General features: G+C 70.7%; 11 protein-coding genes and 1 rRNA gene. 4 read left to right on the forward strand and 8 right to left on the reverse strand.

The genetic code is table 11. From position 1 onward, the window contains the following. Positions 1 to 18 precede the first annotated feature (18 nt). A 5S ribosomal RNA gene (gene rrf, locus AC27IY_RS20565) occupies positions 19 to 135 on the forward strand. Between the two features lie 149 nt (positions 136 to 284). Here rrf and AC27IY_RS20570 read toward each other — a convergent pair. Both AC27IY_RS20570 and AC27IY_RS20575 read right to left on the reverse strand, forming a co-directional pair. Next, entirely contained in the window at positions 285 to 1,070 is a 786-nt protein-coding gene (locus AC27IY_RS20570; RefSeq protein WP_487178880.1) for a bestrophin-like domain, read from the reverse strand. Between the two features lie 50 nt (positions 1,071 to 1,120). Beyond that, positions 1,121 to 1,885 (reverse strand): PhzF family phenazine biosynthesis protein, encoded by a 765-nt coding sequence (locus AC27IY_RS20575; RefSeq protein ID WP_487178881.1) that lies wholly within the window; start codon positions 1,883 to 1,885, stop codon positions 1,121 to 1,123. A gap of 168 nt (positions 1,886 to 2,053) precedes the next feature. On the opposite strand from AC27IY_RS20575, the gene AC27IY_RS20580 reads away from it, so the two are divergent. Next, positions 2,054 to 2,437: a cell division protein SepF gene (locus tag AC27IY_RS20580; RefSeq protein ID WP_020546507.1), complete on the forward strand. Its 384-nt coding sequence runs from the start codon at positions 2,054 to 2,056 to the stop codon at positions 2,435 to 2,437. A gap of 291 nt (positions 2,438 to 2,728) precedes the next feature. Here AC27IY_RS20580 and AC27IY_RS20585 read toward each other — a convergent pair whose 3' ends face one another. From AC27IY_RS20585 to AC27IY_RS20605, 5 genes are all read right to left on the reverse strand, one after another. Then, complete coding sequence (locus AC27IY_RS20585; protein ID WP_364464234.1) at positions 2,729 to 4,009, reverse strand: hypothetical protein; 1,281 nt, start codon at positions 4,007 to 4,009, stop codon at positions 2,729 to 2,731. Positions 4,010 to 4,171: 162 nt separating this feature from the next. Then, the gene (gene argS, locus AC27IY_RS20590) at positions 4,172 to 5,899 is read right to left on the reverse strand and encodes an arginine--tRNA ligase (protein WP_423478571.1); all 1,728 of its coding nucleotides are present in this window, start codon (positions 5,897 to 5,899) and stop codon (positions 4,172 to 4,174) included. Continuing rightward, entirely contained in the window at positions 5,896 to 8,208 is a 2,313-nt protein-coding gene (locus AC27IY_RS20595) for an HAD-IC family P-type ATPase (protein ID WP_487178882.1), read from the reverse strand. The genes argS and AC27IY_RS20595 overlap by 4 nt, the downstream gene beginning before the upstream one ends. Positions 8,209 to 8,250: 42 nt before the next feature. Beyond that, positions 8,251 to 9,270 (reverse strand): phosphate acyltransferase PlsX, encoded by a 1,020-nt coding sequence (plsX, locus tag AC27IY_RS20600; protein WP_487178883.1) that lies wholly within the window; start codon positions 9,268 to 9,270, stop codon positions 8,251 to 8,253. Between the two features lie 141 nt (positions 9,271 to 9,411). Continuing rightward, the gene (locus tag AC27IY_RS20605) at positions 9,412 to 9,969 is read right to left on the reverse strand and encodes a DUF1707 SHOCT-like domain-containing protein (protein WP_487178885.1); all 558 of its coding nucleotides are present in this window, start codon (positions 9,967 to 9,969) and stop codon (positions 9,412 to 9,414) included. 178 nt (positions 9,970 to 10,147) lie between these two features. Here AC27IY_RS20605 and AC27IY_RS20610 point away from each other — a divergent pair, with 178 nt between their 5' ends. Beyond that, the gene (locus AC27IY_RS20610; protein WP_487178887.1) at positions 10,148 to 11,464 is read left to right on the forward strand and encodes a KamA family radical SAM protein; all 1,317 of its coding nucleotides are present in this window, start codon (positions 10,148 to 10,150) and stop codon (positions 11,462 to 11,464) included. A 391-nt stretch (positions 11,465 to 11,855) separates the two neighbouring features. Further along, entirely contained in the window at positions 11,856 to 13,109 is a 1,254-nt protein-coding gene (locus AC27IY_RS20615; protein WP_449958823.1) for a hypothetical protein, read from the forward strand. A 470-nt stretch (positions 13,110 to 13,579) separates the two neighbouring features. Here the strand turns inward: AC27IY_RS20615 and AC27IY_RS20620 are convergent, their stop codons facing one another. Next, the gene (locus AC27IY_RS20620; RefSeq protein ID WP_329589229.1) at positions 13,580 to 13,735 is read right to left on the reverse strand and encodes a hypothetical protein; all 156 of its coding nucleotides are present in this window, start codon (positions 13,733 to 13,735) and stop codon (positions 13,580 to 13,582) included. Positions 13,736 to 13,762: the final 27 nt, after the last annotated feature.

Consider the following 13,762-nt stretch of genomic DNA (forward strand, 5'->3'; position numbering starts at 1 on the left):
TTGTTTGTTTCGGAGGGTTACGGCGGTTATGGCGGGAAGGAAACACCCGGTTACATTCCGAACCCGGAAGTTAAGCTTCTCTGCGCCGATGGTACTGCACTCGGGAGGGTGTGGGAGAGTAGGTCACCGCCGGACAATCTTTATAGGGAGGGCCCCGACTGGTTCAGTCGGGGCCCTTCTGCATTTCTGCCCCTTGCTCGCGGTCTGTGTCCTCTCGCGTGGCAGGTCGGTGGCGTCGGACGCCGGCTCGCATTCATCGAGAGGTGAGCACCGTCCTCCCAGCGCTAACCGGTGCCTTCCAGGGTGCGGATGCTGGTGAAGCGGGTCAGGGCCTGTTCGAAGGCTTCGGGGCCGATGGCGATGCCGCCGCTGAACGGAAAGTCGAGTTGGTGGACGAGGAACAGGACCAGGCCGACCAGACCGCCCACGACGGCGGCGACCGTGACGTGGACCTTGCGTACCGGGCTGCCGCAGACGATGGCCGGGAGGAGCACGACGAGGCCGCAGCCGGCCAGGGCTGCCCAGAGGAGCGGTGGGACGCCCGAGGCGGCCATCTGGGCGCGGGCCCGGCGGGCGTCGAGTACGGCCTGGATGCGGCTCATCGCCTGGCTGTAGCGGGTGGAGGCGGCGCCGGTGGCCGGCTCGATGGTCTGGAAGTAGGCGCGTAGCTGCTCGACGTGGCGCCAGGCGCGCGGAGAGAGCGTGTGGTTCTGAGTCATGCGCGGCCACTCCTCGCGGACCACCGTCGTGGCGTAGTCGGTGGCGAGGGTCTGCAGGGTCTGGCGCTGGGTGTCGGGGAGCGAGCGGGAGTACCAGTAGACGTCGGTGAGGTTGCTCGCCTCGGTGGAGGCGGTCTGGTGGGCGGAGTTGACCTGGTTCCAGGCCGCCACCACGACGAGGCCGATGCTGACGGCGAAGAGCGTGCCGACGATTCCGGTGACCACGCTGCTGCCCTCGCGAAAATCGTGGCGGAGCGGCGCGGCGATGAACCGGTTGGCGTAAAAGGCGACGACGCCGGTGACGGCGGCCGCGGCGGCTGCGATGAGCAGCCCGACGATGGCGACGAACAAAGCACCCCACTTTCTGCGCTCTAATGATTACGCAAAGTGAGGTCGCGTCGCTAGACGTGTAGGGTGCCGGACAGCACGGTTACGGCTTTGCCCGCCAGGTGAACGCGGTCTCCGGCATAAGTGACGTGGACGATTCCGCCTCTCTTGGACAATTGCGCGCCGACAAGCGAAGCGCGCCCGAGACGGGCCGACCAGTAGGGGGAGAGCGCACAGTGGGCCGAGCCGGTTACGGGGTCCTCCGGGACGCCGACATTGGGCGCGAAGAAACGGGAGACGAAGTCCGTTTCCGTGCCCCGGGCGGTGACGATGACGCCGCGGGCGTCCACGGCCCCGAGGGCGGTGATGTCGGGGGTCAGGTTCCGTACCGTTTCCTCCGACTCCAGCTCGACCAGCAGATCGAGCTGGCTTATCCCGACGCGCACAGGGGTCGCCCCGAGGGCTTTCTCCAGGCCGGTCGGAAGTGTGACGGGGGTCACCTCCTTCGCCGGGAAATCCATCGTGATCCCCCCGCTCGGGAGCCGATTCACGGTGAGCGTGCCGCTGGCCGTACGGAATTGGACCGGTCCCGTCGCCGCACCGGTCGAATAGAGGACATGTGCCGTGGCGAGGGTGGCATGACCACAGAGCGTGACCTCTACCGCCGGAGTGAACCAGCGGAGCGAATCCCCGTGAAGGAACGCGGTCTCCGAGAGGTTCATCTCGGTGGCCACGCTCTGCATCCAACCGTCGGTAACGGGAGAGTCCAGCAGGCAGACGGCGGCCGGATTACCCTGGAAAGCTGTGCTGGTGAAGGCATCGACGGTGTAGAGGCGCATGGGGGCGATGGTATCTGGGCAGTGGATATCAAGATGCAACCGGGCTGCAAGCCGTACAAACTGGAATTAGGCCTGGGCGTGTCGCGTGGCGAATGCGGAATCGTCGGTTACCGTCCAATGTGTAGGGACGTGCCGATTACGGTGAGTTCCTGAGGAAAGGACAAGCCGATGGGGGCAGTGCGCAAGGTGGTGAGCTACCTTGGCCTGAGCGGGGTCGATCACTACGACGAGGCCTATGACGACGACGAGCACTACGAGGACGAGTATGTCCCGGCGACCGAGCGGGCAGCTCGGCGGTGGCGCGCGAACGTCGACTCCTCACGCATCGTGATGGTCCAGCCGCTCAAGTACAACGACGCACCGTTGATCGGCCAGCACTTCCGTGACGGCCAGACGGTGATCATGGACGTTTCCGGCATGGCGTTGCCTGAGGCCACCAGAATGGTCGACTTCGCCGCCGGGCTGGCCTTCGGATGCGAGGGGCGGATCGAGCGCATCGCGGAGCGGGTGTTCCTGCTTGCCCCGGCGCATGTGGAGATCGAGACGACATAGTCGGCCGAGGGAGTGCAGTCCGGTTGCCGGGGCGAAGGGCGACCGGACGGGCTGGTGACGGGGTGCTGGGGGCGCCTCGGGGCCGGCGACCGGCTTTCAGAACCCGGGTCTGAGGTGATCAGGCCCGGGTTCTTGCTGTTGGGGGCCGCATCCGCCGCATCGGTGCCTGGCCGAGGAACGCGGTCAGGTGGGCAGCCCGCCGCCCGTTCGGCCTGATGGGGCCAGACGGCTGGGGGTGGGCCGGGCAGCTGGGGTCCAAGGGGGGTCAGGCGGTTGGGGTGGGGCGGCGGGTCAGGCGGCGCGGGGGCCGCGGCGGATGAGGCGGAAGAGTTCGCTGGCGTCCTCGGCGGCCTGCTTGGCGCGGGCGTCGGACTCGCGGGCGTAGGCGTGCAGCGCCCACACCGCGCCCTCGGCCAGCTCCCGCAGCTCGCTGACCTGGCCGGCGACGTATTGGGCGTCGGCGTCGACCAGTTTGCGGCGCTGCCAGAGCTGCCAGCCGGCCAGGCCGATCATGGCGACGCCGGCCGCGGCCAGCAGGGGGGTGATCAGGACGGCGCCGGCGAGGCAGGCCACTCCGGCCACGATCAGCAGGATCGCCGCCCACGGGCGGGAGCGCGGTATGACACCTTCCGTGACGATGGACTGTTCGGCCACGGCCAGCGAGGCCCGGTCAGGGCCTTCGGGGCGCAGGTGGATGCGGTGCCCGAGGATCGGCACCGTGAGCGTCTCGGGCGGCTCCAGGCTGCTGTCGGTCTCCAGCTCCTCGGCCACCATCCGCAGGATCGGGGCCGCCACGTGCAGCGCGATCGCCGCCAGCTGCGGGTCGGCGCCGGGGCGGAGGTCGTCCAGCAGGTAGGACACCAGCGAAGCCATCGGCCCCTCGGGACCGCCGGAGCCGATGAGCGAGCGGAGCACGGCCAGCGGCTCGTTCTCGGCCAGGTGCGTGGCGGGGTTGTCGAGCGGGACGCGGGCGTCGGGGCCGGTCTTGCGGGCCGAGGTGATCTCGGCGCACCGGCCCCGCAGCCGGGCCAGCCGGTCGGCGGCCATGGCGGGGCGGGCCAGCTCGGGGATCTCGGCCATCTCGGGGAAGTCGGCCAGCGAGGGCGGCACGACGACCGCGGGCTCGCCGGGGATGAGCGCCTGGATCCACTGCTCGGCGTCGGCGTGCTCCTGGACGGCGAGGGCGTCGAGCTTGCGCAGGACGAAGATCTTGCCGGCGGGGCCGTACGCGCCGCGCGCGGCGGCCAGCCAGAGCGAGCGCTGACCGTGGGTGACCGGCCGGTCGAGTGACAGCTCGCCGAAGGCGGTGCCCAGCCAGGAGGCGTGGATGCGGCTGCCCTGCCCCGACACGGCGAGTGCCAGGCACAGGAACAGCGCGGTGCGTTGCTGGTCGCGGCTCGCGGCCCGGCTCAGCGGCTCCAGCGGGTCGTCACCGGACAGCAGGGCGACCAGGGCCTCGACGGCCGGGGGCAGCCAGTAGCCGGGGACGTCGCGGAAGCCGACCGGGGCGGCGGGTGGCGCCGCGCCGTCGGCGGCGAGGTGCGCCAGCAGTGCCTCCGCGTAGCGATGCACCTCCGTCGCTGCTTGGGGGCTCGCAGTAAGGTCCGTGCTCAAGGCAGAGAACTCCCCCATTTCGGCCTCAGTTCATGACCGCGTAAAGCCTAACCGTATGGGCGCGCCAACCCGGTGGAGGCGCGCCCACGACGGAACGGGCGGCTTCGAGCCAACTGTGTGTTACATGCGCTCGGGGACCGGGACGCCCAGAAGGTCGAGCCCGGTCTCCAGGGTGCGGAGGGTCAGCGCGCACAGGGCGAGCCGGGAGGCCCGCACCTCGGGTGCGACGTCGGTACGGAGGACCGGGCACTGCTCGTAGAAGGTGCTGAACAGGCTCGCGGTCTCGAACAGGAAGGCGCACAGCCGGTGCGGCTCGGACTGGGCGGCGACCTGCGACACCAGCTCGCCGAACCCCAGCAGGTGCAGGCTGAGCGCGCGCTCGGCGGGCTCGCCGGGCGTGATGGTGCCCTGCGCCTCGGCCGGCTCCATGTCCGCCTTGCGGAAGATGGAGCGGATGCGGGCCGTGGCGTACTGCATGTAGGGGCCGGTGTTGCCGGTGAAGCCGAGCATGCGGTCGAAGTCGAAGACGTATTCGCTGTCGTGGCTGACCGACAGGTCGGCGTATTTGACCGCGCCCATGCCGACCGCCCGTGCGATCTCGGCCTGGGTGGCCGCGTCGTAGCCGCGGTCGGCGATGGCCGCCGTGGCGCGTTCGATGGCCTCGTCGAGCAGGTCGGTCAGCTTGACCGACTCGCCGGAGCGGGTCTTGAAGCGGCGGCCGTCCTTGCCGAGCATCATGCCGATCTGGACGTGCTCGGCCGAGACCTCGTCGGGCAGCCAGCCGGCCTGCTGGGCCGCGGCGAACACCATGCGGAAGTGCAGCGCCTGGTCGGCGCCGACGACGTAGAGGATGCGGCCGGCCTTGAGGTCGTGGACGCGGTAGCGGATGGCCGCCATGTCGGTGGTGGCGTAGCCGTATCCGCCGTCGCTCTTCCTGATGATGAGCGGCAGCGGCTTGTCGTCGGAGCCGGTGAAGCCCGGCGGGAAGACGCAGAGCGCGCCCTCGCTGAGCTCGGCGGTGCCGGACGCCTCCAGGTCGGCGCAGGTGCGCTCCAGCATCGGGTTGTACATGCTCTCGCCGGCGATGTCGGCGTCGGTGAGCGTGACCCCGAGCAGGCTGTAGACCTTGTTGAAGTAGCGGACGGTGGCGTCCATGAAGACGTGCCAGAGCCGCAGCGTGTCGGGGTCGCCGGACTGCAGCGTGGTCACCCGCACCCTGGCGCGCTGCTTGAACGCCTCGTCGCCGTCGAACTTGGCCCGCGCCGCCTGGTAGAACTCGGTGCCCTGGCCGGCTTCGAGCTGCTCGACCGCGGCCTCCTCGCCGATGTCGAGCAGGTGCTCGATGAGCATGCCGAACGGGGTGCCCCAGTCGCCCAGGTGGTTCTGCCTGATGACGGTGTTGCCGACGTGCTCGTGCAGGCGGGCCAGCGCGTCGCCGACGATGGTGGTGCGCAGGTGGCCGACGTGCATCTCCTTGGCCGCGTTGGGCGCGGAGTAGTCGATCACCACGGTCTGCGTGGGCGTGACCGTGCCGACGCCGAGCCGCGGGTCGTCGAGCATGCGCTGGGCCTCGGCGGCGATCCAGCCGTCGTCGAGGGTGATGTTGAGGAAGCCGGGGCCGCTGACCTCGACCGTGCCGGGGAAGTCGGACAGCTCCGCCCTGATCGCCTCGGCGACCTCCCGCGGGGCTCGTCGCAGCCGCTTGGCCAGGCTCATCGCGACGTTCGCCTGGAAGTCGGCGAACTGGGAGGGCCGGATCAGCGGGTCTGCGTCGGCGTGCTCGGCGCCGAACGCGTGCGCCAGCGCCTGCTGGACGCGCTCGGTGAGCACTATCTGCGGGTCGGTCATGTTCTAAGGGTACCGGCGAGCTTGACCGCGACGCTGATCAAAACGGCCGCCCCGAGGCCGACGCCGATGGCGGTCAGGTCGCCTGCGAGGCCGCCCGGTTCGAGGGCGAAGAAGGTCCGTACGAAGGGCAGCGACATCGCGATCGCGAACGCCACCCCCATGGCCCCGACCAGAAGCACCCGCCACCAGGTGAGCGGCCTGGCGATGAGGACGAGCACCCACCACGTGGCCATGAAGAGCGTGATCACCGCCGACGTCTGGTCCTCGATCAGCGTGGAGTCGTCCCTGTGGGCCAGCCAGAACGACACCAGCACCGCGACCGCGCACAGCACCCCGGACGGCACGGCGAAGCGCAGCACCCGGCGGACGAATCCGGAGCGGGCGCGTTCGAGGGTCGGCGCGAGCGCCAGGAAGAAGGCGGGGATGCCGATGGTGAGGGCGTTGACCAGGGTCGAGTGGCGGGGCGCGAACGGGAACATCACCCCGGCGACGCCCACGGCCAGCGACAGCGCGATGGCGTAGAAGGTCTTGGTGAGGAAGAGGTTGGAGACCCGCTCGATGTTGGCGAGCACCCGCCGGCCCTCGCCGACGACGTGGGGGAGGGTGGCGAACTTGTTGTCCAGCAGCACGACCTGCGCGACGGCCTTGGTGGCCGGGCTGCCCGCGCCCATGGCGATGCCGAGGTCGGCGTCCTTGAGCGCGAGTACGTCGTTGACGCCGTCGCCGGTCATGGCGACGGTGTGGCCGCGGGCTTGGAGGGCGGTGACGAACTTGCGTTTCTGCTGGGGGGAGACCCGGCCGAAGACGGCGTGCTCGTCCAGCAGCTCGCCCAGCTTCTGCGGGTCGTCGTCGGGGAGGGTGCGGGCGTCGATGAAGCGGTGGCCGTCGGGGATGCCGAGGCCGGTGGCGATGGCGGCGACCGCCTCGGGGTTGTCGCCGGAGATGACCTTGACTGTGACGCCCTGCTTGGCGAAGTAGCGCAGGGTCTCGTCGGCGTCGGGGCGTACGCGCTGTTTGAGGGTGACGAGGGCGACGGGCTCCAGCGCCGCGGTGGTGCCGTCGCCGGGGTCGGGCAGCCGGTCGGCGCGGCAGAGCGCGAGCACGCGCGCGCCGGTGGTGGCGAGCGCGGCGGCGCGGTCGTAGCCGTCGCCGCTCTGCAGCAGCACGTCGGGGGCGCCGAGCACCCAGGCGCCGCGCTCGCCGAAGTCGGTGCCGCTCCACTTGCGCGCCGAGGAGAACGGCACGCTCTCCCCGGCCGTCCAGCCGTCGGCGGGGGTGGTGTAGCGGGCGCGGATGGCCTGGGCGGTGGGGTTGGGCCGGGGGTCGGCGTGGCAGAGGGCGGCCAGGGCGTCGGTCACGGGCTGGTCGTGGCGGAGCGGCAGCACCTCGTCGAGCTCCATGCCGCCGGCGGTGAGGGTGCCGGTCTTGTCCAGGCAGAGCACGTCGACCCGGGCCAGGCCCTCGATCGCGGGCAGCTCCTGGACCAGGCAGCGGCGGCGGCCGAGGCGTACGACGCCGACGGCGAACGCGATCGAGGTCATCAGCACCAGGCCCTCGGGGATCATGGTGACGATGCCGGCGACCGCGCCGGTGATCGCGGTGCCGAAGTCGACGGAGTTGCTGACCTGGCTGTAGATCAGCAGGGCGCCGATGGGGATGACCAGCCAGGTGATGTACTTGATGAAGTTGGAGACGCCCTCGCGCAGCTCGGAGTGGGCGAGGTGGAACTTGCTGGCCTCCTCGGCGAGGCGCACGGCGTAGGCGTCGGTGCCGACCTTCGTGGCCACGAACGCCCCCGCGCCGGCCACGACGAAACTGCCCGACAGCACCTGGTCGCCGGGCTTCTTGTGCACGGGGTCGGCCTCGCCGGTCAGCAGCGACTCGTCCACTTCCAGGCCGTCGGAGCGGATCACGTCGCCGTCCACGAGGAGGCGGTCGCCGGGGGCGAGCAGGATCAGGTCGCCGAGCACGATCTCCCGCGGGTGGATCTCGCGTTCTTCGCCGTCGCGGCGCACGCGTACGGGTGCCTCGTTGACGACCGCGAGCTTGTCGAGCGTGTGCTTGGCCCGCAGCTCCTGGATGATGCCGATGAGCGCGTTGGCCACGATGACCAGGCCGAACAGGCCGTCCTGCCACTCGCCGAAGATCAGGATGAGCGCCCAGAGCACGCCGATGACGAGGTTGAACAGGGTGAGGACGTTCGCCCTGATGATGGCGCTGAACGATCTGCTGGACCGGCGTGGGACGTCGTTGGGCTTCGCCGCCGCGACTTGGGCAGCAGTGAGCCCGTCAAAGGTGAGCCCGACCACATAACCCCCTGTATCTGTGGATCGGTCTCACACCTTACGGGTTCACCAGAGTCTGTGGGAGCGGTGTGATGTCGCTATTCTGTCGCCGATTCGGGCGACGATCCCATTGTCGGACATATCCGCGGCGAGCTGGCAGGCCGCGCTGATCGCCGGCGCTCGCGAGGAACCGTGGGCTATGACCACGGTGCCGTTCAGCCCGAGCAGCACGGCTCCGCCGTACGCCTCCGCGTCGAGGCGGTTGCGCAGCTCGCGCAGGCGGTTGCGCTGCAGGGCAGCGCCGAGCTTGGCGAGCCTGCTCTCCTCGATGGTGGTGCGCAGCTCGGCGAAGGCGTAGCGGACCGCGCCCTCCATGGTCTTGAGCGCGACGTTGCCGGTGAAGCCGTCGGTGGTGATCACGTCCACCTTGCCGGTGAGCAGGTCGTGGCCCTCGATGTTGCCGGCGAACTGCAGGCCGGGGGAGCTCTGCAGCAGCTCGTTGGCCCGTTTGACCAGCTTGTTGCCCTTCTCGGGCTCGCTGCCGATGGTGAGCAGGCCGATCTTGGGCTCGGTGGCGCCGTGGGCGAGCTCGGCGTAGGCGGCGCCCAGATGGGCGAACTGCACCAGCATCTCCGGTTTGGCGTCGGCGTTGGCGCCGGCGTCCACCAGCAGGGTCGGGCGGGGGAGCGTGGGGAGGCGGACCGCGATGGCCGGGCGCAGCACGTGCTGCTGCGCCTTGAGCCGCAGCCGGCCGGTGGCGACGACGCCCGCCGTGGAGCCGGCCGACACCACGGCGCAGGCGTCGCCGCGGCGGACGAGGTGGCAGGCCACCGCGATGCTGGAGCGGGGGCGGCGCAGGCTGGCGAGCGCGCCCTCGTTCATGGCGAGGGCCTCCTCGGCGCGGACGATCGGCACCTCTTTGGTGGCGTCGTGGTCGGCGAGCGCCTCGAAGAGCACGCGGGGGGAGCCGACGAGCACGACGGCCAGGCCGCGCTCACGGACGGCGTGCACGGCGCCGGCCACGATCTCGTGCGGTGCGTGGTCGCCGCCCATGGCGTCCAGCGCGACGGGCCTGCTGTCGGACAATCGTCACCTCGTACGGCATCTCGCCCGCCGTCACGGCTTGGCCGGCGCGCGGGCTCGGTATGTCCGCATCGAGGGCGAGGCTGCTGCCAGGTTAACCGGCGGGTAAGGGTTGTCGTTCCCCGCGCCGCCGGTCGCAGTCCTTCAGCCGAGGTTCCAGTCGGTCTTCGCCCGGGACACGATGACCTTGGAGAACGCCGACTTTCCGGTCACCCGGATGAGCGGCCCGTCCGCCTGGGAGCCGCCGGTCACCAGCCGCTTGCCGAAGACGGAGCCGCCCTCGTCGACGACGTGGGCGTTCTCGGGGACGCGCACGATCATCTTGCTGAACCAGGCGTCGGCCTCCAGGGTGATCTCCCGGCCGGGGAGCACGGCGTCCGACAGGTCGATGATGAGGGCGCCGAAGCGGGCGGTGAGCTTGGTATGGCGGGAGGCCACCCAGCGTCCCCGTCGGATGATCTTGCTGAACGTGGAGTGGATGACCTGCCGTTCGACGGCGGCGGGGGCTCCGGAGGCGGTCACCTCGGGAAGGTCCCTGGTCAGGGGGACGAGCTCGCCCATCGTGGTCGCCGAGTAGGCGAGGTCCAGACGGTCGGCGTGCTCGACGCTGGTGAGTCGTCCTGTGGCGAGCGCCTCGCTCAGGACCGCGGCCACCTGGTCGCGGTCGGCGTCCGAGGCGCGTATCGCGGATTCATCGGTCACGACATCGGAGTCTATGACTAATCGCGATATGTCGCGAGTGTTGGTGAAACTGAAGGAAAACTTGGAGCCTGGCGGAACCAGGGGCGTGAGCATGCACGTCTCGGTATTAAGGTCCTTAGACGCGCGAAGAGGTCCTTCGGTTTACGTCCGATCGAACAAAAAAGATGGGAACGGCCTAGTGATCTTGCAACAAACCGGCACGCGGCGCTTCAAGGCGTACACGTCCAAGCATCTCGACGAGCTCCTGCGGCGTGCGGGGCTCGACGACGAGGAACGGCTGAAGGTCCGCGCCGTCGCGACGGTCCTGCCGTTCCGGACGAACGCCTATGTCGTCGACGAACTCATCGATTGGTCGGCCGCGCCCGACGACCCCATATACCGGCTGGTCTTCCCGCAGGCGGACATGCTTCCCGCCGCGGACGTCGCCCGACTGGCCGACCTGATCAAGGCGGAGGCGCCGAACGCGGAGCTCCAGGCCGAGGCCAACCGCGTGCGCGCGCAGCTCAACCCGCATCCCGCGGGCCAGAAGGAGCTGAACGTCCCGAGGCTCGGCGACGAGCCGGTGCCGGGCATGCAGCACAAATATCCCGAGACCGTGCTGATCTTCCCCAAGCAGGGGCAGACCTGCCACGCGTACTGCACGTACTGCTTCCGGTGGGCGCAGTTCGTCGGCGACGCGGACCTGAAGTTCGCCTCCGACGACGTCGACCGGATGGTGGGCTACATCCGCCGGCACCCCGAGGTCACCAGCATCCTCATCACCGGGGGCGACGCGATGATCATGGGAGAGCCGGTGCTGCGGCGCTACCTCGAACCGCTGCTGGAGCTGGAGCAGCTCGAATCCATCAGGATCGGCACCAAGTCGCTCGCCTACTGGCCGCAGCGCTTCACCGGCGATCCCGACGCCGACGACACGCTCCGCCTGTTCGAGCGGACGGTGGCGGCCGGCAAGAACCTCGCGTTCATGGCCCACTTCACGCATCCGCGCGAGCTGGAGCCGCCGCAGGTGCAGGCGGCGGTCGAGCGCATCATCGGCACCGGGGCCACGATCAGGACGCAGGCGCCGCTCATCCGCTCCATCAACGACGACCCGGGCGTGTGGACGTCGATGTGGCGGCGGCAGCTGCGCATGGGGATGGTCCCCTATTACCTGTTCGTCGAGCGCGACACCGGGCCGCAGGACTACTTCGCGGTGCCGCTGGCCCGCGCGTACGAGGTCTTCCGTGACGCGTACGCGTCCGTCTCCGGCCTGTGCCGCACGGTGCGCGGCCCGTCGATGTCGGCCACCCCGGGCAAGGTGTGCGTGGACGGCGTCATGGAGGTCGCGGGGCAGCAGGTCTTCGTGCTCCACTTCATCCAGGCACGCGACCCCTCGCTCGTGGGGCGGCCCTTCTTCGCACGTTACGACCCGGAGGCGGTCTGGCTGACGGACCTCCGGCCGGCCTTCGACGAACGTTTCCCGTTCGAACCGGAAGGGGCTCTGCTGCCCTCCTGAGCGGTGGCGGCGCCCTCGGAAATCACGTCATCCGGCCCGCGGCAATTCATTTCGCGTCCCTATTGTTCGCGGGCCGGAAGACGCCATATCACTTGACAGCCGTTTTCACAACCGCCTCTGCAATATCGGAAACAAGACCCTCCTATTTCCCGGTTTGTCTTCCCGCTCAACGCTCTCCCCTTACTCGGTAACCGGCCTGCAAACCCCTGTCACGTGGGCATTCATGCGCCTGCGGGCGTTCCCGCCCGGTGGTACAACTGCTGGCGTAGCTCAGCCGTGACGCACACGCTCAGTGTGGTGCCCATAGCGTGCACGACGCGGCATACGGGGGTTATCGATTCGCATTTCCACCGCATTCGAGAGCGATCGATCACGAGCCGGGAAGGCAATCATGAATCGAGTAGTCAAGGCGGCGGTAGCCGCTACAGCATTCGGCCTGGCCGCGGCGTTGGCCGCGCCCGCCCAGGCCGAAGCCCTATACGAAACCGCTGGGAACGCGCTCGCCGACGGCGCGGGCGGGGGCCCCGGCGTCGCCGGCGGCAGCCCTGCGGGAGGTCTCCTGAGCGGGCTGACGGGCGGCGGACTGGCGGGCGGCGGGCTGGCGGGCGGCGCGGCCGGCGGGGGGCTCCTGGGCGGCCTGCTCGGGAGCAAGGCCAAGTCGGCCGGCGGGCAGGTCCGCCGCGAGCCGAGCGAGGCCGAGAAGGACGCCATCGCCGCGAGCGGGCGGAGGGGGCCGGTCGGCCGGTCCCAGACGCCGAACTCCGCCGAGGACGCCACGAGGAAGGGCCGGCCGATTCCCGAGCTGTCGCCGATCCGCAGCGGGATCCCGCTCGGCGGCGGCGGCATGACCGAGTCGCTGCCCGTGGTGTCGGGCGCGCGCCGCGCGGCCGCCCCGGCGGCCGGAACCGCCCGGCGGATCCAGCCCCAGGCCGCGGCGCTGAACGCGGACGGCGCCGAATACGGGCCGTTCCACCTCGTCACCGGCCTCGCCAAGGACGCTGTGGGCGCGGCGGGCAAGGTGCAGGCCAGCGACATGCTGGACGGCGCCGCCCTGCCCGGCCTGCCCGGACCGTCCGGGCTGACGGGCGGCGGCCTGCCGGTCAGCGGCGTGCACGGGGTCTCCGACCGGACGGTCAGCGAGCTCACCGGCGGCCCCGCGCCGCTGGACGCGCTCGCCGGGCCGGTGACCGGCCTGGCCTCGCTGCCGCTGAACGCGCTGTCAGGAAGCCCGCTGTCGGGAGGCCCGCTGGGCGCGCTGTCCCAGGGCCCGCTGGGCGCGCTGTCCGGACCGCCGGCGGCCGGGCTGCTGGCCGCGCCCGCGCGTGACTTCGGCTCCCTGCCGGGCGGCGCCTCGCCCGCCGGCCTCGCCCAGGCGGCGCTGCGGGCGCTGCCGTACAAGGGGGAGCAGGCCCCGGTCGTCGGCCGGGCCGCGCCGGTCGGGACGGCGGCGGTGGCCGAGGTCCTGCCCGCCGCCGTACGGCACGCGACCGTGGACGAGCTGGTGCCGCTCGCGGCCGACGCCGCGGACGTCGTCGAGGCGAACGGGGCCGGCACCGTCCCCGGCTACAGCGACCTGATGGCCGCTCTCGGATGGACCACCGACGCGCTGACGGGCTCGGTGCGGGACACCTGGAATCGCGGCTAGGAAACGCGATGGAGGCGGTGCTGAGCGTGGCTCGCCGAGAGCCGGCGTGGTGGTTCGCGGGCGCCCTGGGTGCCGATGCCCGGGAACCGGTCGTGCCGGCGCAAGGCGGCTTCGTTTCTGCCCCACCCCCAGTGGTCCCCTGACGACGTGATTTCCCCTGGGCCGCAGCAACGGGCCGGGACGTCGTCGCACTGACGCGGCAGATCTCCGGGACGCCCTTCAAGGTGCCGGGCGCTCGAAGAGCTGGCGCGCGTGGGTTACGAGCCTCCCGCGGCGAGCGGGCGGTCTCAATGGCGGGCTCGGGCGGACGCGCCCAGGCCCGGGCTCGGGCAACGCCGTTCTCATGCAGGGCAGCGGCGCCCCCGAGCCCCGCCGCCGGCCCGATCAGGGTCGGCGGCATTCTCATGTCCGGCTCACGTCCGGCTCACGTCGGGGGTCTGCCGCTCGCCGCGGCGGGGTCTGTCGGTCGGTCAGGGCAGTCGGACGCCCGTGCGACGGGCGATCTGGGCCTGCAGCCTCGCCATCTGCCAGTGCAGCTCAAGGAGCTGCTCGGCGAGCTGCATCCGCGGGATCTCGGTCACGTCTTCGGTGGCCAGGTGGTCGATCGCGGCCGAAAGCTCTCCCATCGCGCGCTCCCACTCCATCACCGGTCC

The sequence above is a fragment of the Nonomuraea sp. B208 genome (genome assembly GCF_057536035.1).